Raw genomic sequence first — 18,223 nt, 5'->3', positions numbered from 1 at the left:
TATCTAGTTTTGAGAGAATAATTTCTCGAAAAATGCACTTGCATTTTTTCAAATACATAGTATAATGATCTTTGTCACTAAATTGTCTGGTGATGATGGCGAAGAGGTCACACCCGTTCCCATGCCGAACACGGAAGTTAAGCTCTTCAGCGCCGATGGTAGTTGGGGGATTCCCCCTGCGAGAGTAGGACATCGCCAGGCAGGCATTATTCCGCAGTAGCTCAGTGGTAGAGCTATCGGCTGTTAACCGATCGGTCGCAGGTTCGAATCCTGCCTGCGGAGCCATTTATTGGAGAGCTGTCCGAGTGGTCGAAGGAGCACGATTGGAAATCGTGTAGGCGGCCAACGCCGTCTCAAGGGTTCGAATCCCTTGCTCTCCGCCACTTTAAATACATCTGGCCCGTTGGTCAAGTGGTTAAGACACCGCCCTTTCACGGCGGTAACACGGGTTCGAATCCCGTACGGGTCACCATTCTTTTTGGACAGCACGCTAAAAAGCATCAGGTTTACACCGAAGCTTTTTAAAGGAAGGCATGCTAAGATCGCAACGTCCTGTTGCAACGCATGCACTTGTACGTCCTGTACTTCGGAGGATTAGCTCAGCTGGGAGAGCATCTGCCTTACAAGCAGAGGGTCGGCGGTTCGATCCCGTCATCCTCCACCATTTCTATGAAAATCATATTATCGCGGGGTGGAGCAGTTCGGTAGCTCGTCGGGCTCATAACCCGAAGGTCGCAGGTTCAAATCCTGCCCCCGCAACCAAATTAAATTCATTGTCAAAATGGTCCGGTAGTTCAGTTGGTTAGAATGCCTGCCTGTCACGCAGGAGGTCGCGGGTTCGAGTCCCGTCCGGACCGCCATTTAAATAAAGGCTCGGTAGCTCAGTTGGTAGAGCAACGGACTGAAAATCCGTGTGTCGGCGGTTCGATTCCGTCCCGAGCCACCATTTGCCGGTCTAGCTCAATTGGTAGAGCAACTGACTTGTAATCAGTAGGTTGGGGGTTCAAGTCCTCTGGCCGGCACTGTTTTGGAGGGGTAGCGAAGTGGCTAAACGCGGCGGACTGTAAATCCGCTCCCTCAGGGTTCGGCGGTTCGAATCCGTCCCCCTCCACCATGTTTTTAGGGGCATAGTTTAACGGTAGAACAGAGGTCTCCAAAACCTCCGGTGTGGGTTCGATTCCTACTGCCCCTGCCAATTTTAATTCACAATTTATGGCGGTTGTGGCGAAGTGGTTAACGCACCAGATTGTGGCTCTGGCACTCGTGGGTTCGATTCCCATCAATCGCCCTTCATATTGGGCTATAGCCAAGCGGTAAGGCAACGGACTTTGACTCCGTCATGCGCTGGTTCGAATCCAGCTAGCCCAGTTTTCATCTTTCTTTATCATCCTGCATATGATAAGATGAATATTAGTTAAAATGCGGAAGTAGTTCAGTGGTAGAACACCACCTTGCCAAGGTGGGGGTCGCGGGTTCGAATCCCGTCTTCCGCTCCAATTCTTAAAATGATGGCGGCATAGCCAAGTGGTAAGGCAGAGGTCTGCAAAACCTTTATCCCCGGTTCGAATCCGGGTGTCGCCTTATTTGCCTCGTGCCGGGGTGGTGGAATTGGCAGACACACAGGACTTAAAATCCTGCGGTAGGTGACTACCGTGCCGGTTCAAGTCCGGCCCTCGGCACCATTGATCACACACATGCCGGTGTGGCGGAATTGGCAGACGCGCACGACTCAAAATCGTGTTCCTTCGGGAGTGTCGGTTCGACCCCGACCACCGGTATCACTAAACGTAAAAGCGACGGTATTTTGGCGTATTAATCGCTGATTTATCGTCGCTTTTTTTGCGTTAAACGTCACGGCAAATGGTCGTGTGCCTATCGCTTTCCTTTAAACAGAAGGGAGGCGATTTTTTTTGTCTAAACGAAGAAGTAATCGTTTAAATGCTCGCGAGGTGGATATCGCCGTTGAGCCGATCGAATACAACACTTTAACAATAGACGGTGCGATTAGGCTTTTCTTGGCTGACGCAAAGCGGAAGAGTTTGCGTAAGGATACGATCACATATTACCATCGCGAGAATAATCATTTTCGTAATTGGATTATGCAGCAGGAAAAGGGTGATTTAATTTCGGGGATCGTGCGCGCTGATATCGATAAGTACGTTGATTATTTGAAAGAATCCGGTAGGCAAAATGGGTCTATAAATACACGTTTGCGATCTATGAGAGCCTTATTTGGGTATCTGGAAGAGAATAAATATATCGCGAATAATCCAATGAAGAAATATCCGCTACTAAGGGAACGGAAGGGCAATATAGAGACGTTTTCTTTAAAACAGCTTCGGCAGCTATTGAACGCTCCTGATAAACGTACTTTTACCGGTCTTCGTGATTACACATATATGCTGTTGTTATTGGAAACAGGAATACGACTAAGTGAAGCTGCGGGGATTTTGGTTGAAGATGTAAAGCTAAGTGAAGGAACCATCTTTATTAGAGAGACAAAAAACCACTTTCATAGGTATGTACCTATACAAGCAAGGATGAAGGAGCAATTAAGAAGGTATTTAAAGATACGTGGAACATGTGAAACAGATCATTTATTTGTAACAATCGATGGGACTCCAATGAAGAGGGGCGCTTTACAAAAGTTAGTTGGGAAATACGGTAAGAAGGCGAAAATTAAAGGCGTAAGATGCAGCCCGCATACTTTGAGACATACATTCGCTAAAATGTCAGTTATGAATGGAGCTGGCGTGTTTGAACTACAGAAGATACTCGGGCACTCAACGATGGAAATGGTTCGAGTATACGTTAATCTTTATGCTTCTGATGTTTACGATCGTCACAAAGAATTTTCGCCGCTCAACAACTTATAAAAACAAAAAAAGACGACCACCCGTCGGAAAAAATCCGATAGATAGCACGCCATACCCTACGTCTATCTTATCGAAAAAAAGCGTTCCAGTCAACGCTTATTTGAGTGCGCCTTCTTTTCCGATAAGGGTCGGTACGTCTCCAAGGGGAGAAAACCGAATGTACACGAAAGAATCCGCTAAAATGGCGTCTTTTCGTTCTGTGGACGAGCTTAACGATGCCATCCGCACGCATATATACCACAATAAATCCGATCTAACGCCTGCCGCAATCGAGGTTCTCAAGGTATTGTCGCGTCATGCCTGCAAAACGCCAGGCGTCGCGTATTTGAAGCTGCAATCGATCGCTGACCTAGTCGGCTGCCACCGCACCACAGTTATCCGGGCAATTAAGCGACTAGTAGCCTGCGGCATCATTCGCAAGGAAACGAAATTCAGGCCGGTATCCGGCGGCAACGGCGCCAATATGTACGTGATTTTGCCGGCTTATACTAGCGCCATGAACCCGAATAAACCGGCTGATGATGGCGATGCTACTCCGCAAATGCAACCCCGTTCGACATCGGACAAGCCAACGAAGACAACGGCTGAAACACCGAAAAGCACGGGCGAAGCTGTTATTTCTAAAAGCGTAAATAAATTACTACGTAATACGTATAGTGCGTTCAAAGCTGCGGTCGAATCGTTTGTGAGCGATCGGAAGCTGACGAACCGGCTATACGGCATCTACCTCGCACATACGTCGTATTTAAAAGGCGCCTATGATTCCGAGACGCTAGAAGAAATCGGCCGGGAAGCTGTACGTCATACGTTCGTTGCGACAAAGCGCAAGCACATTCGGAATCTTGCTGGCTATTATAACGGTGTACTGGACCGGATGTTAGACCGGTTATATGAAACGCGATTTGATGAGTTGACGTGTTCCTAACCGGTAAGCAGAAGGACAGGATGTCGTTTCGGTTCGGTTGACTCTGCGGATGGGCGTGCGATTTCGTACGTTAGTGAGACGGGGAGGTCTTCGAGAAGATCAGTCTTACTGTCGCAATTTGAGACAATTAACTCGTACCTCTGAATTAACCTAATTGCTGCGTCCTTTTTAATTCCTATAGAGTGCTACGATTCTGAAACGAAAACAGCAGAAAATTAGACGCTTTGACGACTACCTATACGCTAGCTTCCGACAAGCCGCATGGACGGTAAAAGCCCGTGAAAATCGCGTTAAAAACGTTGGGATATTGGCGGAGTTCGAATCGTTCCTCCAAGCGGAATAGGTTGAACGTCGCAATTGTGTTCATCCGAAATTCGGACAATCAAACAGCTTTAAGATCCGTAGAAAGGCGTTGACATACCGTTCAGGGAGATCGTGTGGGTTGCGTTGGAGGACGTGTGACCTCGTCACAAATTGTGACGACAAGCGCATCAGTACGCACGATTTTTATTTTGTGGAGCTGATCGCAATTTGTGAAGACCGAACGCATTAGTGTGCGTCCCTCCGATCACTTTGACGATCATTGACGTTTTGCCGCGTTGTAACATCGAAAGGGCTGCGGACAGTATAATAGAAGAAAAGCGAATAATTACGATTTATCATGTATCAAGATGTTACGCGTATAAAATTCGACAGCCTCGCGCTTCATGACAGGAGGTCCTCCAAAACCTCGACCCTTACCCTTTATGCTTAACTAAGTTAACAATATGCAAAACTTTGTTGCAATAAAGCGATTGTGAAACGCCGTGAACCCGCGCCGATACTGCGGTGTATAAAAACGTGTATAACGGAGAATAACAATCGATTCACAAACGCTGTTATATCAACGTTTATACAATCGTTTAACTTCCGATAGGAGGAATTATGTAAACTAAAAATGAATACGAAATACATCGATATGCAAAAACGACAGTACCTCCGACCGGAAAAACGGAAGGGGGCGGGGGAGGTCCGACCGGAAAAAGCCGTGCCGGATGCCGGCAATTTTCTCGCAAAATTTTAAATCCGGAGAGCTATGACGGTTTAGGACGTCAAAATTAACGTTTGAATATGAATATAGCGACCCCTTCGATTCTGCATGTTAAAAGCCCGTTAAATCAGCGTTTCCGGGTGTTTAAATCGTCACGGAGTCCGTGCTGTTGCGCAAAAAGAAAGACGCCTATTTTGGCGCCTCTATCTCGTCTCGACGAAGATGAGCGGAATATTATTCCGGTCACCGATTCATTAGGGCGTCATTTGAAATGACACACCCTCAATCACCGACATCGTGACGCCCTTATCCAGACTGGATGATGATGAACGGGCTATGTTCAACATAGGGCGTCAGGGTAACACAAATATCGTGAATGAACCCGGCCTATATTCATTGATTCTCGGCAGCCGCAAGCCGGAAGCCAAACAATTCAAAAGGTGGATCACTCACGAAGTCATCCCGACAATCAGAAAAACGGGCGGCTATGTTGCGAATGACGATCTATTCATTCAAACGTATCTGCCGTTTGCAGACGACCAAACAAAACTTTTTGATCAGTTTATCTAACGTATCCATTTACTACACTCCTATAGCTTTAGCCATCTTGCCAGCATCTCGTCCTTTGATTTGAAATCTTTTGCGATTTGCCCGAGATAGCCGCTGATTTCCTCTAAATCTGAAATCGTGTCCTGTAGTGATGCGATATAGGCCGCTTCGGCATCAACATCGTAAAACAGCGGGTTTCCTTTTTTGTCAAACGACTGCGCCAAATCATTCAGCGTATTGTTCACATCCTCAAGTGAAAGCTGATCGTATAAGCCGCGGCCGACCTGGCGATAGGTATCGTATTTCAGATCGTTTATCGCGGCATCATGTTCCTGATAGGCGTTTTCCGCTTCTCGTTTCATCGTGCGAAGGTCGTTTATGATCGCATTTACTTTTTGCGCGAGCTGCTTGGCAACTTCGGGTGTTACTTTAATTGCGCCGCTTCCGGATGCCACTTCAGCCGGAAGCATTGCTTTTAAATTTTTGTCATAAACGAGCTCATCGCCCTCTATATTTTGAACGTTGCCGTTTTCGTCGAAGGTGAAGTTATTACTTCCGACCCAATGCGTATCAGGCATTCCTAAGATTGCGGTCTGAAAGAAATACCCAGCGTTTTGCCCGATTTGTTGGAATACATCGCCCTGCATTCTCGCCTCGCGCACCGCGTTTGATAATTCAGGGTCCTTCGTATAAATTGTCGTTCCATTGTGCCGGTCATATTCGTTCCACCAGCCGGCCCCGACCATATCATCCGGGTTGATAATCGATTTTATGGATCGGTCATATTCGCCGTTATTAATTTTCTTTTGCTGCTCCTCAGAGTGTAGGTGGACGATTGAAGGGCTGTTAAACGCTACGGCATAGACATTGTTGTTGACCGCGCTATATTCAGCCTCTGCGCCGCCGAGCGAGTGTCCGGTTGTTGAAATAACTGTCGAGGTGCCTTTATACTTTTGTTTAACTTCCCGCACCAGATCGTCAGCTTGCCCGATTTGGGACGTTTTTGTAATTAACTTGTAGTTACCGGTGCTAAGCATCGAGTCTTGTGTCGGAGTTCCGTTATATTTTCCGAGTGTTTTAGAAGTATCTTTCGCATCTTTTTCGACTATGTAGTGTTCCTTCTTTTTCGGGTCAATTCCCATCACAACGTTCCCGCCGTCAGCGTCAATAACATCCTGGAAGAATTGGCTCTTAGGATCTGTTCCCGCGAAGGCTACGACAACGTTTTCGGGATTATCTGATTTGACCCACTTGCCGTCTTTTGTTTTTTTACCCTGCGATACAACAACCGCATCGAGTCCTGTATCGTTATCCCTTTTAATTTTTTCTACGTACCAATACGAATTCTTTTCGGTTTGTATTGGTTTTCCAGACTTCATTAGATCGTCCAACCGTTCGCGGTCGTAGGCCTCTCTATTAAGAATGAAATAAGTTTTATCTGATACATTTGGCACTTTTATGTTGTTGGTCATATACATCGCCTCTTTATTTTTGTAAAATTAGGGTATGAAAGGGTTGGTTTCTTTGAAAAAGAAAAAGTACATAATTATCCTTATTTTAATAATTATAGCAGTTGGAGGATTTATTATGAAGTATCAGCATGATCAAAAAGAAAAAGAGATTGCTTTTGTTAAAGAAGCTCAAGAACATATGGAGAAGTTTTTGTATGAAAATTACAGAGGCGTTAAAGATGTTAGTTTTTCTGACGACTACTACATAAGTCCGATGGGGGGTATCAGGGTAGAAGGATATTTAAACGGAGATAAGGAAAGCAAATTCCAAGGAATATATGATCCTCCTAATAAAGAGATACAGTCCTATACCATCTATGATGATGAGATCGAAAAAACTAAAATTGAAAAATAGATAGCCCGCTCAAATCGAGTCGGGCTTTTGTTTTTTTCTAATGTTGTGTATTTACTTTTTATTAATGCCCTCAATAGCTTCCGCAATAGTCGACCATTTTTCAAGGCCGCGGGCTGTGTATGTACCTTTTCCGATAATCGACGCATGCACCTCATATGTAGAATTAACCTTGAACACTCGGACGTTTAACTTCCTTTCTTTAAAAAGAAGCCACTCTTGTTTTTCTTCTTCAAACATCATTTTCTTCTTCTACCTCAACTAAACTTAAAATTTCATTGATATCTTCAATGTTAAAAGTGTTGGCGATTCGCTCAATATGTCCAAAATTAATATTTTGTCTTTTCCCATTAATCAATTCGCTAAGCGCAGCGTGTCTGATTCCGCATTTGTCAGCGAGGCTTCTAAGTGAAAGGTTTTCTTTTTCCAAGATTTCTCCGATATTCACACTGACTTTTTTCATTTTTGCCCTCCAATTGCATTTTTTTTCTTGACTTTACGTAATAGCGTACCATATAATTCTAACTAAGGTGGTACTCAAAAGCGTAACAAAATCTCGAGGAGGAATACAAATGCAAATTCGTTATGTTCGAACTGTTGTGGGATGGTTCAATGTGTACATTTCAGGAACAGAACAATTCGTTAACTTAAACCCGGAAGAATTCGCCGCAATCTTGCCGCAAGTGTCCCGGAGAGCATTCGCAGGCTGCGCCGAAATCGGCGTCACGGCAGCGCGAGAACTATTCGGTGAGGAGGTGCAGTCGGCATGATGGATACATTTCAACCGCAAGCAGTAAAGCTGCATTATCACGGGGAAACATTCGATACAAAACAGGAAATACATGAAATTTCGGACGCCTGGTTAATCGCAGCCGACGTCGTTGGGACTTATTCGGATGACTGGCTGGTGTTTTACGATACTGGCCGATTAGAAAAAAAGAGCGATGGGTACCATCTTTACGAAAACAACTACCCTCGATTTTTTACGGTAGACACGCCAAAGGTAGGCGCAGACCTCCGCAAAATCGATGTTTCTGAACTTGCAGGCATGTCATTTACGGATTTCGTTCGAATTGGTTTTTCACTAGGGGAGGGTTCACGATGATGCAGTATACAGTTTCTAAAGCGGCAGTTAAAAAAGCAACGGCGCGCCTCGGCCTTTCAAAAGCGCAGGCACAAAACGTATTACCGAAGTATGCTCAAGGCGCTTCGTTTGTCTGGTCGCTCGAATCAACAAACGGCAGCCAGTCCGTTTATGATAATCCCCGCGAACAGGTGCGCCTGGTCATTGCGGAAAATGGCACAATCTTAGACGTTTTCCCGGCGGACTATGCGCTTCAGTCTCCGCACGCTTTGTCTGATGACGTCCTTCAATCGTTAAAAGAAGCGACACGTAACGCCCTAATTGCAAAAAGGGACGAAGTTCATCGCAAATGGTGCGAGGTAGAAGTCGATTTCCACTCGAACAGCTACGAGATTGCTAGGCGTCGACTGGCTTTAATAGAGGCCACCGGTGACGAAGAGCTGCGAATAAAAAGACGCCTGGCCCAGCTTTGTACCGAAAACAAACGGCTGCACAACGAAAGGTCTGCGTTGAGGAAGGAAAGGACCGAGTTGGAACGCGCACTTGTGCCTTATATCTAAAATGTGCCAATCGGAAGTGTATTCGTAGTTAATAATGAGGGGGTAATTGCCGATGTTTAGAGTAGGCGAAAAAGTACGTTATTGGGGAACGCGATCTGACGGATTGACGTGGCTTTCGTCAAAGGCGATGGTTGGCCGGATTAAAGGACGCAGCCGAAACGACTACATTATAGAAGGGCGATCCGGGGCTACGCATGTAGTTCCGGTTAGTCTTATCGATGGTATGACGCTGAGAAGTAAGGCCTAGCGTCCAACTTCGCCACTTAAACCGTGGCTCCGTTGTCCGCGGATATTCATTTATTTTCTATCGCGATTAATATCTTTTAAAAAATAATGGCGCGTCCAAATGAGCGTAAGCGAATGAGGGCGCTAGGGTTTGAATTTCTATCCGTATCCTCTTGTTGCGATTTAGTTTTAAAGATATGATATGACTGATATATATATCCTAGATCAAACAAAAATGGCTGAAATCGTTGGCGCTCTAAGGATTCTGAATGGTTATGTCCACACCGAAAAAGCAGGGTAAATAGCAAAAAAAACACCGAAAAAGCAGGGCATTTAAGAGGGGGAATAAAATGTCGGAGTTCATAAATAAAATCAGAGTATTTCAAAGTTCAGATGATAAGAGAATTATCCAAGATATTTTAGATAAATTCGATACAAACTTCATGGAAGATCCGAGCCGTCATAGAGTTAAGGACGGTACACCGTCTGGAGGAATACGAATCAATTTAAAAGATCCGGAATCCTATATAGCTTACTCAATAAAAGCAATATACACCTTAATATCGCGGCATATTAAGTCTGAAAAACCGATTACCAAGAACGAAACAGATTCTTTTAATCGATTTTTATCGATACTAAAATATGATGTCTGCATAGATTTCGAAGCGAATGTAGAGTCGGGCGGCGATTCATATGTAAGCTATTTTGAAATAACGGAGAGTCTTTTTCTACAACTAGAACCTCTTCTTGATGAAATTCTTTTACGCTTAGAGGAATTTTGTAGTTTATCAGATAGGTTGTATTTCGAAGAATTATACCACAAGCATAAACAAGCGACAGCCGATATCGAGCCTCAAAAAGAACAATTGAAAAAAGAAATTCTTGAGGTTGCAGCGAAAGCTATTGAGTATGCATTGGTAAGGGTTGATACTTCTCGAAGTGAACGCGAAATAGTTAAGTATATTAACAGAGCTATTCGTAGTAAATTGATTGATGCCGAAATAAAAAGGAATGGTATGCGGCGCATACGTAGGAAAATCAACGGAGATCTTGAGAGTTTTAGTTTAAAACCATACTTTCCAGATGATGAGTATCTCATAGAGACAATATTAGGTTTAGATTTTAGTGATTGCAGAGATCAACTAACAAAAGGTGAAAATGAGTTTATCGATCAGATTTTGGAGGTAGTCAAAGAAGATAAAGCAGTGGGGAATGTCGCCCCATATACGTGTAACATCTATGGAGAGATCAGGATAATAAAAAAATATATAGCAGAAAAACTGGATGTAAGCCATGAAGTTGTTAGAAAAAGATTATCGAGAATAAGAAAAAAGGTCACAAAGTGACAGTATTTATAAAAGAGTGAGGAGGTATTTATCCTCTATTATTAGATGTCTATTATATAACATTTGTATTTTCATGTGAAGGAAACACGGCACAAAAGAGAGCAAGGGGGATGTTCGAAGATGGGAAGTCTGTTGGATGAACAAAGAGCGTGGAAAGGACTAACACCGAGGTCAAAAAAACGCTTTTTTGACTTGAAAGAGAACGGAAAGCTCGAAGATGGGAGAATTTACGACAGAGAAGGGAACGACGTCTCGGATTATTTTGAGGTGGCCCCTAAAACATCAGGACGCTCGAATGAGGGCTATAGAATTACAAGGAATGCGGGAGGGCATGACGCTGAGAATGGCGGCTTTACGTGGGCTTTTTACAAAACGTGCAAATCGTTCCTAGACGATTATACAACTGTCAAAGAACCGGACCTTGCGCGCCTGATGTTCATCGCTACATTTGTCGGGTTTGAGAATCAGCAACTTTCTCATGACAACGGACGTAAGATCGATAAGTCCGGCCTCCGAAAGATTCTCGGCTTGAGCGCTAATAATTTTCGGGATTTTTATAAGAGGATGACGGCGGCCGAGATTCTTAAAGAAAACGAAGAAGGCGTTATCGAGTTAACTCCTTTTCTATTCCATCGCGGAAAAGTCCGAGGAAAACCTGCCGAAACTTCCCGAATAAAGATGTACCGAAAGACAATCCGAGAGCTGTACGAGAATTATAGCGGCCGGGCGGCAAAAAAGTTATCTATTGTCTATATGGTTCTTCCGTTTTTGAATCTGAAAACAAATATCGTATGTTTTAATCCAGATGAGACGGACACGGAACGACTTAACAAAATGCACTTAGATAAACTATCCGCCTTACTTGATTATAAAGATTCCAATAAACTAAGACAGACCTTAGAGAGTGTTAATCTGAATGGTAAGCCGGTTTTTTGGTTGCCGCCCGATCCTAACGACAAAAGAAAAAAGATTGTGGTTGTAAATCCTAACGTTGTTTTTGGTGGCCCAGCTAAAGAGCTAGACTCCATAAAGGTACTGTTCAAATAAAATCTTGCATTAGTCACTTTGGCTAATGCTTTTTTTATGCCTTTTTTTCGGCGCCTTTAATTCTACCCATAAACGGAGGTTGTAAAATGAATCAGCGAAAGATTAACTCGACACGAAGCAAACTCGGCCGTCTAGCCCGAAATCATTGCGCCAACTATAAAAGCGGCGGTGCCTGCGATCTTCAGCGTTGCGGTTTGTGTACCGTTGAAATCAAAACGAATTCAATACAGGGGAATATCTGTCCGTACTTTATGCGAAACGTTCTGCCCGCAGAGCCGGCTTTAATGCGGGAGTATCTCGAATGCTTACCGGCAGATCATCCGTTACGGAACAAGTCGAACTGGGCGGGAAATTGCAAACGTTGCGGCCAGCGGTTCGAACGCAGAAGTAACCGGCAACAATACTGCGCTGGATGTGCGGTTGAAAATGAAAAGGAAAATAGCCGGCGAAGGAATCGTGATTATCGTGATAGACAGAGAAAAAGAATGACGATTTAGACGTCCGTAAACGTTGATATGACGGGCTTTATAAATGCAAAAAACGGCACTCGGCTATATTACTATTAGAATTCAATTTTTGTATCGGAAGGGGAGTTCTTATTTGGATGACGTTCTGATATACGTTAAGCCTACCGAAGTTCTTACGGTAGACGCCGAAACCGGGGAGATCCTGCGTCGATCGTCCGGCCGCATCCGTGATCTAAACGTCTCTCGGGTGGTGCTAGAATGTTGGGATTATGAGGAAAAGGCGAAAATCGTTTATGAAAAGGAGGAACCGGCATGTTCTGTGTCTTAAAAATGTTCGATCATTACGGAGACTACGGCACCGCAGAAACGACATATATTCGCGAGCCAAAAGGCGGCGGCTTCACGGACCTGTTGCCCGGTGGTGTTACTTTTATCGAACTGAACCTAGAAAAAGGCACATATAAGGTGACGGATCGTGACGGCTGTTTGATCGTGTTTTCTACCGTAAGCCGGGGTGACGAGTTGACCGACCTTGAATTTCGCCGGGAGTTGTTCAATTCGGCGACAGATTCGGCCTATCATTACGGGGCAAAGGACGCGTTTGTAATAGAGGGGCCTGTAAAAACGCCGGTTGACGAGTATGAGGCCGAACTATTGAAAGAAGAAAGAGCGATCAGAAATGAGGGGGATTTCGAATGAGTGGATGGAAAGAAGAGAGGGCTGAGCTGGAAAGGCAGCTAATTGATGCGAAACAAACGGTTATCAAATACGAAGGGACGCTAAAACCTTCTCGTACAGTTAGCGAATCCGAGTACCGGGAAGCCAAGAGAGCAGTCACGGACCTAGCTTCACAGATTTCAAACGGCGACTATGAGGCGGGTCGACCTTCAGATCCATACGAAGGAATGTCCGCGCAGGAACTCCGGAGTCTGTATGAGGAAAAGAAAGCGAACTACAGGGGATACGCCGGATCAGGCCGTGAGGCGGCGGAATTGATGCGTATCGATACACGTATCCAGGCGTTAGAAAGTAGGGAAGCCGAATGAACTACACGCTTTATTTAACACAGGTCAGCGACGGCCGTGAGACGGTCTTTTCCTATACGCTTCACAACTTCGAAGGCCAGAAGGCTGCCGGCACATTTGTCGTCTTAGGGAAACGACGTAACGACATGTCTTACTGTGGGCATATCGCGCTTCAAAGGGCACTGAGATCGGTGTCTAAGATCGAGGGTGTAATATCGCTAAAGGTAATCGTCGACCATCCTTTGTTACAACCGGTCGTCTTTGAAACAATGGGGATCGATGAGCCGTTGCACCTGGTATTATGTCAGACGACAAACAGGATGCTAAAACGGTTCGCATCCCACGAACTGGCCTCTGCGGATTTCAGCGGCGATGACGCGACATGGCAGGAAGTATCAACATTGGACAATGCGTTAGATTCACTCGAACAAAATAAGATGGTCAAAGGGAGATGGCAGATAGTTCGCGATCTCTTTTTTAATTCTCAAAAAATCATTCGATAAGGAGACGGTTAGATGAAATTTTCTAAGCAGCTACAGGAAAAAATAACGGAATTGAAGGAGCTAGAAGAAAAGGCGACAAGCAGCTCGGAGAAAATTCGCGGGCATAATGCAAAAGTGGCGGATGAATTGGCGGAGGCTGAGGCTGAGCTAAAGGTAGCTATTGCGGAACTGGCGGACAATCCTTCTGATTCGAACAGGACGAAAGAAAGAGAAGCACGTCGGAGGGTTGCCGAGTTACAGCTAGAGTTAAACGGGGCTAAAGAGCGCGAGAATGTCGTTTTCGGATTGAATAGTGGTAAAACAAGCAGCCTTAAACTTGAAATTTTAGAGATGGCCCGAGATGAAATTCGAGCAAACAGAGACGCTAATGAGGAAAAGGTGCTGAAACGTATTGCAAAGGCGAAGCAAGAATATCTCGAGGCGGCCAAGTCGTACTATGACCTTTTAATTACCGACGGTCAGAAAAAATATTATGACCTTGTACAGGAGATAGATGTACCCGACCGCATTGCGCAGCAAAATGAACCGGGCCTATCAGTACATCATCCGATCTATACTTATCGAGATAACGGGCCAAATAAATATGGAATTTTTGAGGATGAAGTAAAACGAGCATGGGAACGCGGGAGAATCGAATAATGCACGAAGCACCTCTAACCAGGGTGCTTTTTTTATTTAGAAGGGGGAATCGGGTAAATGAATAATCTTCGTCAGGCGAATTTGATACTGCTATGCGAAAAGCTGGCGCAATTGCCGGGGCTACCGGAAGCGATTTTCAGAAAATGCGGGATGCGGCGTTAGAGTTAGGTTCTACAACTACGATGACATCATCGCAGGTTGCGGGAGCTATGACGGAACTTGCCGCAAAAGGATTTGACGCGAACCAGGTTATCGCTGCCATGCCCGGAATTATAGCCGCCGCGGAGGCTTCGGGTGAGGATCTTGCTTTAACAAGTGACACTATCACATCGGCATTAAACGCTTTCAACATGAAAGCAAGCGAATCTGGGAGAGTTGCTGATGTCTTGGCGATGACCGCGAATAAGTCAGCTGCGGGTATGACATCACTACAGTACGCTTTCAAATACGCAGCGGGACCGGCGGCGCAGCTCGGCATATCATTGGAGGAACTTGCGGCCGCTACGGGGATAATGGTCGATGCTGGACTCGCGGGCGAGCAGGCGGGTACGACGCTACGATCTGCTTTACTTCGGCTAGTTGATCCACCAAAGCGGGCGGCTAATACCTTAGAGGATCTCGGCGTAACAACTGTTGACCAAAACGGTAATTTCCGGTCATTAAAAGACATTATCGGCCAGCTACAAAAAGGTATGGCGGGCATGACCGACGCTCAGAAATCAGCGGCTCTCGCAAGCATATTCGGTACTGAAGCAGTTACCGGAATGATGGCGGTTGTTTCGAAGGGACCCGACGCGTTGGGCGAGTTTACGAAAGAGCTAGAAAACTCCGGTGGCGCAGCAGCGAAAGCCGCAAAGCAAATGAAAGAAGGTATCGGCGGTTCTCTTGAACATTTGAGCGGGGCGTTCGAATCATTCGCGATAACAATAGGGGATCAGCTTGCTCCCTACGTTTCGGCTGCGGCTGACAAGATCGCTGATTTAACTGAGCGCTTCAACAAACTGAGTGATGGTACGAAGAAATTTATCGCAGTAACTGCGGCCATTGTTACTGGATTAGTAGCCTTTATAGCGATTTCGGCAGCAACAGTAACAGCAGTCGCTTCCTTCTCGTCCAGTCTCGGTACACTCGCCTTCGCACTTAACACAACCCGAAAAGCGCTTTTACTAACAATGTTTCAGTTCACGCTGGGAATAGGCGCCGTTATCGCATTAGCAGCCGCATTCGCCTACGTCTACGAGAATAGCGACACGGTCCGCGAAAAAGTTCAGGATTTAGGAAACAAACTGGGGCAGAAGGTAACTCCGGTAGTAAAAAACTTGACCGCGCTGTTCAAAGGACTCGCGGAAACGCTAACTGGCGACTTCACGAAAGGCTCAATCGCTTTACACAATCTTTTGCCGCCTTCTGTTGCGAATGTCGTCGTCAAAGGGGTCGCAATTATCCGAGGCGCATTCGAGGATTTGAAAAAGGCAATATCTGACGCCTTTAACGGAGATTTCTCAGGGTTCGCGGAATTCATTCCGAATATCATCGGAATCATAGTCGGCGGTATTCCGGGATTGATCGTTGCGGGTTCGAAATACCTACCAGCAATAGCGCAAGGCATTCAGCAGAATATGCCGAAGATTCTCGAAACAGCGGTTAATATTGTGACTTCTTTCGTCAATATGATCGTCACGAATCTACCTATAATTTTACAAGCGGGCATTCAGATCATCCAAGGTTTGTTGAACGGATTTACTCAAGCGTTGCCGAGTATTCTAACGGCGGTAACTCAGATTATCAATTCGTTAGTTCAAGCGATCGTTACTTTATTGCCTGCGCTGATCGGCGCCGGTATTATGATCTTGACTTCACTGATCCAAGGAATAGTCGAGGCGCTACCGCAGATCATCCAAGCGGCCACAACGATGCTGACGACGCTGATTAATACGATCGTAACGCTTATGCCAATGATTATCCAGGCCGGAATCCAAATTTTAAATGCGTTAATTTCTGGAATTATCCAGGTTCTTCCGCAATTAATTGAAGCGGCGTTGCAGCTAATACTCGCGCTTGCAAACGCAATTATTGAGAATTTGCCGATGATTATTGACGCCGGTATCCAGATTCTAAATAGCTTGATTGACGGCATCATTCAAATTCTTCCGCAGCTCATCGAAATGGCGATTTATCTAGTCATTACTATAGCGCAAGCGTTAATCGAAAATTTGCCGAAAATCATTGATGCCGGGATTCAGTTACTGCTTGCTCTTATTGACGGGATTCTCCAAAACCTACCGCAATTAATTGAGGCAGCGATAGAGCTCATCTTTGCTATTGCGCAGGCTTTGATAGACCATCTTCCTGAAATACTGGATGCCGGGATGCAAATTCTCATGGCGGTAGTTGACGGGATTATGCAGTTGTTACCGGAATTATTTTCAGTGGGTATGGAAATTGTCGGTGAAATTGCGGGCGCAATTATAGACAACAGTGGCGAAATTTTCAACGCCGGAGCAGACCTAATGCATGGTTTATGGGACGGAATTTGGTCCATGAAAGATTGGATCGGACAAAAAATCGGCGACTTTATGGGCGGAATCACAAAGGATATTAAAGATACCTTCGGAATTCACACACCATCCCGCGTATTCCGTGACGAAATCGGTAAGTTCCTTCCGATGGGTCTTGCGGTAGGTATCGAGCGCAATATCGGCGTAGTCAAAGCGGCGGCTAACGAAATGGCAAACGCGGCTCTGTTTGACGCACAGGACTACTCGTATACGGTTGACGCAGCGTATAACCGAAGCGTACCGTTAAGTTTTTCTAGAGACGATTATGCTTCCGGAAATAACTCCGTTTCTCCGATTAATATTACGCTTAATTATAGCGGAAGTGGGTCGAGAGAAGATGCGGAGAAGATGTACGATCTGATCCAAAGCAAATTCAACGAAGATTTCCGCATTCAGCAACGAATTAGCGGCGTCAAAGGTGGGTGATTAACGAATGGATTTAACAATCGAAAGACTAAACGGAGATAAATACGTCCTGTCCGAACACGGAATAGTTACGCGTGATTTCGTCATCGATTCACCCGAGGCAATTAACGCAACTGAAACGGTAGAAGGCATGGACGGGGCTATAGACATCGGAACAACGTATGGACCTCGAACAATGACGGGGTCCTTTTATTTTAAGGCGGTAGATTTATACGATTATCCACTGTTGCGAAACGAAGTCTATCGGATTTTTCAATCGAAAGAATCCTTTTATATTATCGATTCGCGGGAACCTTGGCGCCGTTGGCTCGCTAAAGTTGACGGAAAGTTTTCGCCGGATCAGCAACGCATATACGGCTTCATAGAGGTTCCGTTTATCAGCGCCAGTCCTCTTCGCCTGCGTCTACGACGAGCGATGCCGACGAGCTTATGAAATGGGTCGCGCTAAAAGAATCGGGAGCCATAACGGAAGAGGAATACGAGAAGAAAAAACGGGAAATACTCGAAGCGAAATAACATACCGCCCTGTCCTTAATCGTATGGGGCGTTTTTTTTCGTTAATTTACGCATAGCAACGCTTGCCATACCGCAGAAGTTTAGGTATCATAGGCGATAAGGAAAGTGATAGTGCGCTAAACTAACGTCTAAACGTTCGGAATAAATGACCGTGTGCCTTTCGGAGGAACTATGAGGTTTTTGCACGACTCAAAATCGTGTTCCTTCGGGAGTGTCGGTTCGACCCCGACCACCGGTATCACTAAACATTGTATTGCCAAACGATGAAAGAGCGTTCCTTACAAAGGAACGCTCTTTTTATTTATTCTTTATCTTGGAACAAGACCGTAAGAATTTTTTCTTAAGGACTGCGAGCTCTGGAAGCTGCGAGAACATACCGTGAGATATTATCGAAATGAGCTTAATAAGGTGCAGAAACTCTTACAGGAGCAAAATGTATCTGGCGACCCCTAGTCGATGACAGAGGAGCATATAATGCTATCTTATTCTCTCGAAATAAACTGTGTAAGTAAAAGTTGTGTCCGCTCTTTTACTCACACAGTTTATTTTACATTCCTAAAAAAGACGCAAAATCGGCGTCTATA

Annotated in this window: 18 protein-coding genes, 16 tRNA genes, 1 rRNA gene and 2 pseudogenes; 34 read left to right on the top strand and 3 right to left on the bottom strand. The window is 45.2% G+C overall.

All coding sequences use genetic code 11. From position 1 onward, the window contains the following. Nucleotides 1-85: 85 nt before the first annotated feature. The 20 genes and pseudogenes from rrf to ACH97_RS11560 form a co-directional block, all read left to right on the top strand. Nucleotides 86-201: ribosomal RNA gene (gene rrf / locus ACH97_RS11655) — 5S ribosomal RNA — on the top strand. A 9-nt stretch (nt 202-210) separates the two neighbouring features. Beyond that, nucleotides 211-285 (top strand) — tRNA-Asn (locus tag ACH97_RS11650). A 6-nt stretch (nt 286-291) separates the two neighbouring features. Then, nucleotides 292-383: transfer RNA gene (locus ACH97_RS11645), tRNA-Ser, on the top strand. Nucleotides 384-397: 14 nt separating this feature from the next. Continuing rightward, nucleotides 398-472: transfer RNA gene (locus tag ACH97_RS11640), tRNA-Glu, on the top strand. A 116-nt stretch (nt 473-588) separates the two neighbouring features. After that, nucleotides 589-664, top strand: a tRNA-Val gene (locus ACH97_RS11635). Between the two features lie 21 nt (nt 665-685). Further along, nucleotides 686-762 (top strand) — tRNA-Met (locus tag ACH97_RS11630). Nucleotides 763-783: 21 nt separating this feature from the next. Then, nucleotides 784-860, top strand: a tRNA-Asp gene (locus ACH97_RS11625). A 10-nt stretch (nt 861-870) separates the two neighbouring features. Then, a tRNA-Phe gene (locus ACH97_RS11620) sits at nt 871-946 on the top strand. A 3-nt stretch (nt 947-949) separates the two neighbouring features. Then, nucleotides 950-1,022: transfer RNA gene (locus ACH97_RS11615), tRNA-Thr, on the top strand. A 7-nt stretch (nt 1,023-1,029) separates the two neighbouring features. Beyond that, nucleotides 1,030-1,114 (top strand) — tRNA-Tyr (locus ACH97_RS11610). Nucleotides 1,115-1,121: 7 nt separating this feature from the next. Then, nucleotides 1,122-1,195, top strand: a tRNA-Trp gene (locus tag ACH97_RS11605). Between the two features lie 20 nt (nt 1,196-1,215). Continuing rightward, a tRNA-His gene (locus ACH97_RS11600) sits at nt 1,216-1,288 on the top strand. Between the two features lie 8 nt (nt 1,289-1,296). Then, nucleotides 1,297-1,368, top strand: a tRNA-Gln gene (locus ACH97_RS11595). A gap of 53 nt (nt 1,369-1,421) precedes the next feature. Beyond that, nucleotides 1,422-1,496: transfer RNA gene (locus ACH97_RS11590), tRNA-Gly, on the top strand. A 14-nt stretch (nt 1,497-1,510) separates the two neighbouring features. Then, a tRNA-Cys gene (locus ACH97_RS11585) sits at nt 1,511-1,581 on the top strand. 12 nt (nt 1,582-1,593) lie between these two features. Beyond that, a tRNA-Leu gene (locus ACH97_RS11580) sits at nt 1,594-1,682 on the top strand. Nucleotides 1,683-1,696: 14 nt separating this feature from the next. Continuing rightward, nucleotides 1,697-1,778: transfer RNA gene (locus ACH97_RS11575), tRNA-Leu, on the top strand. 132 nt (nt 1,779-1,910) lie between these two features. After that, nucleotides 1,911-2,876, top strand: coding sequence for a tyrosine-type recombinase/integrase (locus ACH97_RS11570; protein WP_048350498.1), 966 nt, complete (start codon nt 1,911-1,913; stop codon nt 2,874-2,876). Between the two features lie 157 nt (nt 2,877-3,033). Beyond that, nucleotides 3,034-3,801 carry a helix-turn-helix domain-containing protein gene (locus ACH97_RS11565; RefSeq protein ID WP_048350499.1) on the top strand — a complete coding sequence of 256 codons (768 nt, stop codon included), beginning with the start codon at nt 3,034-3,036 and terminating at the stop codon, nt 3,799-3,801. A gap of 1,336 nt (nt 3,802-5,137) precedes the next feature. Continuing rightward, nucleotides 5,138-5,383 (top strand): annotated as a pseudogene (locus ACH97_RS11560) (BRO-N domain-containing protein); the annotation flags it as partial. A 38-nt stretch (nt 5,384-5,421) separates the two neighbouring features. Here the strand turns inward: ACH97_RS11560 and ACH97_RS11555 are convergent. Further along, entirely contained in the window at nt 5,422-6,852 is a 1,431-nt protein-coding gene (locus ACH97_RS11555; protein ID WP_048350659.1) for a lipase, read from the bottom strand. 52 nt (nt 6,853-6,904) lie between these two features. On the opposite strand from ACH97_RS11555, the gene ACH97_RS11550 reads away from it, so the two are divergent. Further along, nucleotides 6,905-7,246: a DUF1433 domain-containing protein gene (locus tag ACH97_RS11550; RefSeq protein WP_017474974.1), complete on the top strand. Its 342-nt coding sequence runs from the start codon at nt 6,905-6,907 to the stop codon at nt 7,244-7,246. 51 nt (nt 7,247-7,297) lie between these two features. Here the strand turns inward: ACH97_RS11550 and ACH97_RS11545 are convergent, their stop codons facing one another. Then, entirely contained in the window at nt 7,298-7,486 is a 189-nt protein-coding gene (locus ACH97_RS11545; protein WP_017474975.1) for a hypothetical protein, read from the bottom strand. Further along, entirely contained in the window at nt 7,476-7,706 is a 231-nt protein-coding gene (locus tag ACH97_RS11540) for a helix-turn-helix domain-containing protein (protein WP_048350433.1), read from the bottom strand. Before ACH97_RS11540 ends, ACH97_RS11545 begins: the two co-directional genes overlap by 11 nt. Nucleotides 7,707-7,815: 109 nt before the next feature. Here ACH97_RS11540 and ACH97_RS11535 point away from each other — a divergent pair, with 109 nt between their 5' ends. From ACH97_RS11535 to ACH97_RS24040, 13 genes and pseudogenes are all read left to right on the top strand, one after another. Then, the gene (locus ACH97_RS11535; protein WP_048350434.1) at nt 7,816-8,013 is read left to right on the top strand and encodes a hypothetical protein; all 198 of its coding nucleotides are present in this window, start codon (nt 7,816-7,818) and stop codon (nt 8,011-8,013) included. Then, a complete protein-coding gene (locus ACH97_RS11530) occupies nt 8,010-8,348 on the top strand; it encodes a hypothetical protein (RefSeq protein ID WP_048350435.1) in 339 nt (112 codons plus the stop codon). Before ACH97_RS11535 ends, ACH97_RS11530 begins: the two co-directional genes overlap by 4 nt. Further along, the gene (locus ACH97_RS11525; protein WP_048350436.1) at nt 8,345-8,887 is read left to right on the top strand and encodes a hypothetical protein; all 543 of its coding nucleotides are present in this window, start codon (nt 8,345-8,347) and stop codon (nt 8,885-8,887) included. The genes ACH97_RS11530 and ACH97_RS11525 overlap by 4 nt, the downstream gene beginning before the upstream one ends. 52 nt (nt 8,888-8,939) lie before the next feature. After that, nucleotides 8,940-9,134, top strand: coding sequence for a hypothetical protein (locus ACH97_RS11520; protein ID WP_006640660.1), 195 nt, complete (start codon nt 8,940-8,942; stop codon nt 9,132-9,134). 328 nt (nt 9,135-9,462) lie between these two features. After that, entirely contained in the window at nt 9,463-10,458 is a 996-nt protein-coding gene (locus ACH97_RS11515) for a hypothetical protein (RefSeq protein ID WP_006640661.1), read from the top strand. A gap of 120 nt (nt 10,459-10,578) precedes the next feature. After that, nucleotides 10,579-11,505 carry a hypothetical protein gene (locus tag ACH97_RS11510; RefSeq protein ID WP_006640662.1) on the top strand — a complete coding sequence of 309 codons (927 nt, stop codon included), beginning with the start codon at nt 10,579-10,581 and terminating at the stop codon, nt 11,503-11,505. Between the two features lie 779 nt (nt 11,506-12,284). Beyond that, on the top strand, nt 12,285-12,671 hold the full coding sequence (locus ACH97_RS11500) for a hypothetical protein (RefSeq protein WP_048350438.1): 387 nt from the start codon (nt 12,285-12,287) through the stop codon (nt 12,669-12,671). Then, a complete protein-coding gene (locus ACH97_RS11495) occupies nt 12,668-13,018 on the top strand; it encodes a hypothetical protein (RefSeq protein ID WP_048350439.1) in 351 nt (116 codons plus the stop codon). Before ACH97_RS11500 ends, ACH97_RS11495 begins: the two co-directional genes overlap by 4 nt. Further along, nucleotides 13,015-13,500 (top strand): hypothetical protein, encoded by a 486-nt coding sequence (locus tag ACH97_RS11490; RefSeq protein WP_048350440.1) that lies wholly within the window; start codon nt 13,015-13,017, stop codon nt 13,498-13,500. The genes ACH97_RS11495 and ACH97_RS11490 overlap by 4 nt, the downstream gene beginning before the upstream one ends. A 12-nt stretch (nt 13,501-13,512) precedes the next feature. Next, nucleotides 13,513-14,139: a hypothetical protein gene (locus tag ACH97_RS11485; protein WP_048350441.1), complete on the top strand. Its 627-nt coding sequence runs from the start codon at nt 13,513-13,515 to the stop codon at nt 14,137-14,139. 89 nt (nt 14,140-14,228) lie between these two features. Then, a pseudogene (locus ACH97_RS11480) lies at nt 14,229-17,123 on the top strand (phage tail tape measure protein); the annotation flags it as partial. A gap of 7 nt (nt 17,124-17,130) precedes the next feature. Further along, a complete protein-coding gene (locus ACH97_RS11475) occupies nt 17,131-17,556 on the top strand; it encodes a phage tail domain-containing protein (RefSeq protein WP_053073131.1) in 426 nt (141 codons plus the stop codon). After that, complete coding sequence (locus tag ACH97_RS24040) at nt 17,553-17,639, top strand: SHOCT domain-containing protein (RefSeq protein WP_081043988.1); 87 nt, start codon at nt 17,553-17,555, stop codon at nt 17,637-17,639. The genes ACH97_RS11475 and ACH97_RS24040 overlap by 4 nt, the downstream gene beginning before the upstream one ends. The last annotated feature ends 584 nt before the right edge of the window (nt 17,640-18,223 follow it).

The organism is Bacillus paralicheniformis, from assembly GCF_001042485.2.
GTDB lineage: Bacteria > Bacillota > Bacilli > Bacillales > Bacillaceae > Bacillus > Bacillus paralicheniformis.
Note: the sequence above shows the minus strand (reverse complement) of the source record. Positions and strands in the feature narration are given on the sequence as shown.

What these genes read in the sequence shown, in the direction of transcription:
- ACH97_RS24040 (WP_081043988.1), top strand. Translation starts at nt 17,553, where the DNA reads ATGAAATGGGTCGCGCTAAAAGAATCGGGAGCCATAACGGAAGAGGAA.
- ACH97_RS11540 (WP_048350433.1), bottom strand. Translation starts at nt 7,706, where the DNA reads ATGAAAAAAGTCAGTGTGAATATCGGAGAAATCTTGGAAAAAGAAAAC.
- ACH97_RS11500 (WP_048350438.1), top strand. Translation starts at nt 12,285, where the DNA reads ATGTTCTGTGTCTTAAAAATGTTCGATCATTACGGAGACTACGGCACC.
- ACH97_RS11510 (WP_006640662.1), top strand. Translation starts at nt 10,579, where the DNA reads ATGGGAAGTCTGTTGGATGAACAAAGAGCGTGGAAAGGACTAACACCG.
- ACH97_RS11535 (WP_048350434.1), top strand. Translation starts at nt 7,816, where the DNA reads ATGCAAATTCGTTATGTTCGAACTGTTGTGGGATGGTTCAATGTGTAC.
- ACH97_RS11490 (WP_048350440.1), top strand. Translation starts at nt 13,015, where the DNA reads ATGAACTACACGCTTTATTTAACACAGGTCAGCGACGGCCGTGAGACG.
- ACH97_RS11495 (WP_048350439.1), top strand. Translation starts at nt 12,668, where the DNA reads ATGAGTGGATGGAAAGAAGAGAGGGCTGAGCTGGAAAGGCAGCTAATT.
- ACH97_RS11515 (WP_006640661.1), top strand. Translation starts at nt 9,463, where the DNA reads ATGTCGGAGTTCATAAATAAAATCAGAGTATTTCAAAGTTCAGATGAT.
- ACH97_RS11555 (WP_048350659.1), bottom strand. Translation starts at nt 6,852, where the DNA reads ATGACCAACAACATAAAAGTGCCAAATGTATCAGATAAAACTTATTTC.
- ACH97_RS11475 (WP_053073131.1), top strand. Translation starts at nt 17,131, where the DNA reads ATGGATTTAACAATCGAAAGACTAAACGGAGATAAATACGTCCTGTCC.
- ACH97_RS11545 (WP_017474975.1), bottom strand. Translation starts at nt 7,486, where the DNA reads ATGATGTTTGAAGAAGAAAAACAAGAGTGGCTTCTTTTTAAAGAAAGG.
- ACH97_RS11485 (WP_048350441.1), top strand. Translation starts at nt 13,513, where the DNA reads ATGAAATTTTCTAAGCAGCTACAGGAAAAAATAACGGAATTGAAGGAG.
- ACH97_RS11525 (WP_048350436.1), top strand. Translation starts at nt 8,345, where the DNA reads ATGATGCAGTATACAGTTTCTAAAGCGGCAGTTAAAAAAGCAACGGCG.
- ACH97_RS11520 (WP_006640660.1), top strand. Translation starts at nt 8,940, where the DNA reads ATGTTTAGAGTAGGCGAAAAAGTACGTTATTGGGGAACGCGATCTGAC.
- ACH97_RS11565 (WP_048350499.1), top strand. Translation starts at nt 3,034, where the DNA reads ATGTACACGAAAGAATCCGCTAAAATGGCGTCTTTTCGTTCTGTGGAC.
- ACH97_RS11530 (WP_048350435.1), top strand. Translation starts at nt 8,010, where the DNA reads ATGATGGATACATTTCAACCGCAAGCAGTAAAGCTGCATTATCACGGG.